This is a genomic window from Salipiger marinus, from assembly GCF_900100085.1.
Classification (GTDB): domain Bacteria; phylum Pseudomonadota; class Alphaproteobacteria; order Rhodobacterales; family Rhodobacteraceae; genus Salipiger; species Salipiger marinus.
Genome location: NZ_FNEJ01000075.1, coordinates 1 through 2,904, shown reverse-complemented (window position 1 = coordinate 2,904; position 2,904 = coordinate 1). Strand labels below are relative to the sequence as shown.

The 2,904-nt window shown below is 51.9% G+C and carries 4 protein-coding genes; 2 read left to right on the top strand and 2 right to left on the bottom strand.

The genetic code is table 11. The features are described 5' to 3' along the window. Positions 1-253 (top strand): hypothetical protein (locus BLR51_RS28095; protein WP_207543716.1); only part of this gene is annotated, 253 nt, incomplete at its 5' end. A 488-nt stretch (positions 254-741) separates the two neighbouring features. On the opposite strand, the gene BLR51_RS26810 is transcribed toward BLR51_RS28095, so the two are convergent. Together BLR51_RS26810 and BLR51_RS26805 are read right to left on the bottom strand one after the other, a co-directional pair. Beyond that, the gene (locus tag BLR51_RS26810; protein ID WP_207543715.1) at positions 742-1,389 is read right to left on the bottom strand and encodes a hypothetical protein; all 648 of its coding nucleotides are present in this window, start codon (positions 1,387-1,389) and stop codon (positions 742-744) included. Next, entirely contained in the window at positions 1,382-2,272 is an 891-nt protein-coding gene (locus BLR51_RS26805; RefSeq protein WP_089852587.1) for a DNA-processing protein DprA, read from the bottom strand. The genes BLR51_RS26810 and BLR51_RS26805 overlap by 8 nt, the downstream gene beginning before the upstream one ends. A gap of 385 nt (positions 2,273-2,657) precedes the next feature. On the opposite strand from BLR51_RS26805, the gene BLR51_RS28090 reads away from it, so the two are divergent. Then, positions 2,658-2,904 (top strand): hypothetical protein (locus tag BLR51_RS28090; protein ID WP_207543714.1); only part of this gene is annotated, 247 nt, incomplete at its 3' end.

Here is a 2,904-nt window from a genome sequence, read left to right as displayed (position 1 = left end):
GGGCTGCACCGAGAACGACGCGAGTAATGAATCCATTTTCGGCGTCACTCGTGAGCCGACTTTAGACGGTGAGAGCGGTCCCGAGAGCCCCGCTAACGCGGGGCATTGCGGTATTCGCAATGCTCGCCTTGAGTATTATCGGAGCTTGGGAAAGAAGCCGCAGCGGAAGTACACCGATATGATGCGGGTCAAGCTCATCAAACTCGCTCAAGACGTTCTGACGTACGAGAAAGTTTTCGAGCAGGCAGCTTAGTTCGACTTAGAGGCAAAATCTTTCTTTCGGTGCGAATAGTACCGCTCTCCTTCCTATCTGGGCTCGCGCGGGACATCGCCGTCTCTCCTCTCGTGCCTTTTACGAAGTGGATCCCGGTTCACTGAACCTGCGTGAACCGGGATAGGTTGGATAGGTGGGGCATTTTGTGTTTTAAGAAGAGGCTCTTGGGCCGGACATCAATAGCTTGGCTGCCCAAGCCTTTGTTCACATCGAAGATGTCAGGAGTTCGAATCTCTTATCACCTACCTTTTGTCTCCCTACTGAACCTGATGGTGCAGGATTTTGATGCGCTCGTCGGTGATGCGGTCTGAGATTTCCGGTCTGCCTGACCAGAGTTCCATCGGGATCAGCGGTTAGTTGAGCGCGGTTGTCAAATATACGACTTCTTTTGTTTTCCTAGGAACGTCTATCTCGGCTTAATTCAAAGGGGGTACTTCTAGTCCTGAAAATTCGATTATAGCTCGAGGTCAAGATTCCCAAGCGTCATCTGGGAAAATTCTGCGTGCAACAAACATGCCGACAATTTGGGCCTCTGGGAAGCGTCGCGACAAAACATAGTGCATAGCGCGGTAGTGGGTTCCTGCCGTCAGCATGTCATCGACGATGGCAATGCTTGTCGGGGCAGGGTTGGCGAAGCTCTCTTCTATAGTGTAAGAGGCGATCAATTCGTCTTTTGTTATCCGAGGCTGGCCTTGACCGCGTTCATGGCTTGCTTGCATTGACGTGTTTTGAACAACCAAGTTTCTGACGTCCGCAACTCCAGGCCAGATCAGATTGCATACTTGTTCCATTCGGTTGTCGTAAAGCGGATGCGTCGGCGCTTTTGAAGGTGGCACCGGCACTAATGTTCCGATTTCAAGCCATTTATCGTTTATCGCTTCGCGCATAGATCGCGCACATCGGATAATTGCTTGGTTTTTATAGTACAGCTGGCCAGGAGAGCTATTGACCGATTTTTTTAGGTTAGAGATGAGGTTGTTCGTGTCGCTGAAGGTATAATCCCGACCAGAAGTTTTCTCCCAAAGAAACATCCATTGATCGCCCCGTTCGAAGTTCGGGTGATCTTCGCAGTTTTTTTCATCTATTTGGGTGAATTTAATAGAGGGATTATTCAATTGAATTCCAAATGTCGTCCGGGGTTCGAACGCGAATTGCGCCCTGGGCTTCGAAACGGCTTGGCCAGGTGATGTCGTTGCGCTGGAAGCAGCTGTCCAATATGAAAAGTTTTCTTCCTTGGAACATTGCAGCGCGAGCTTGCGTGAGTGTGCCGGATGTTTCCCCGGCTTCTACGATTATGGTGCCTTCAGTTAGAGCAGACATCGTGGCATTGCGCTCTGGAAAATACATACGTTTGTTGCGGAAGGGCTCTTGAGAATAGCGCATGACAGGTACTTGCGAGATCAGTAGATGGTCTTTTGCTATGACGTCCTGCAGTTCGGCATTCTCTTTCGGGTAGTGTTCACCAAGCGGAGTTCCAATTACGGCAATCGTGGTGCCGCCAGCTTCGAGCGCCGCCCTGTGAGCCGCGCCATCAATTCCATTCGCTAACCCCGAAACAACCGCAAAGTCCCTCTTCACAAGCTCACGCGCTAGCCGTGCTGCTCTGGCCTGACCATCATCGGATGCGTTCCGGCTTCCGACAATCGCCAAACTGCGCATTTCGGATAGTTCCCAAGCACCCTGATAATAGAGCATTTCGACAGGATTTTTGGCGTCCCGGAGCTTATGCGGGTAGTCTCCCGCGTGGTGGATGCGCACGCCAAATCTATGCACCTGCCGTTCCTTCAGGTGCGCCATGACTCTTCTGGCGATTGCAGAAGCCTCATGCAGCGGCACAAAATCAGAGGGAAGCGCGGTGGGGTCATTGCGAAATTTGTCCGCCATGCGCTTCCAGGTCATGCCCTGTTGCATCCAGAGCGCTTCATATGCGCCCATCTCGCGCATCGGTGAGATCGTGTTTGCGCTGACTTCGTATGAATCGTTTGCCAGAAGGTTCATGGCTGACCGGCTCGGTTCTTCCTCATACTGTATGTCATCGTTCAGTGTTCCCCTTGCGTTCCGAATTATGAAGCGATTTTGCGGACACAATCAATACTAGTCTGGTAGCGCGCCCGTCGTCACAACCTTGCCGCACCACCAGTGAGCGAGGTCATGGCGCAGCACGTCGGCTCCAAGTTCGTGTGGCTTCTAACCGATTACCGCCTATTTTGCGAGTACAGCCAGCCTCACCGTCTATCAACTCATCTTTGGAGTGGATGACGAACCTGGCGATCAATGGCCGATCAACATTGCTCGCACGAAAGTAGCGAATCGCCAAGTTCCAGGGCCTCAAGGTCAAGTGTTTGGCAAAAGCGCCGCAACTTGTTGAGGGGCTTAGAGCCGGATGTATCTGAGTTGGAAGTTTTCTGGTGTAACACAGCAACTTCGAACGGCCTCCAAAGCCGTTGTCCGCGCCTCGCATGAGGAGGTAGGTATACGCTGCATCGTCATCGCCCTTGGCCATCGCGGCCTTTTCAGTTGGAACGCTGTCCGTAACTTATTGATTTCCATAGGTACCACATTTTGGAACATTGCCCCGCAAGCTATTGTCTTAACTTGGTTTAGCGTTGTTCTGTCGGGTGCACCACTTC

Excerpts from the sequence above, each read along its gene's own strand:
- BLR51_RS26805 (WP_089852587.1), bottom strand. The coding sequence starts at position 2,272 with ATGAACCTTCTGGCAAACGATTCATACGAAGTCAGCGCAAACACGATC.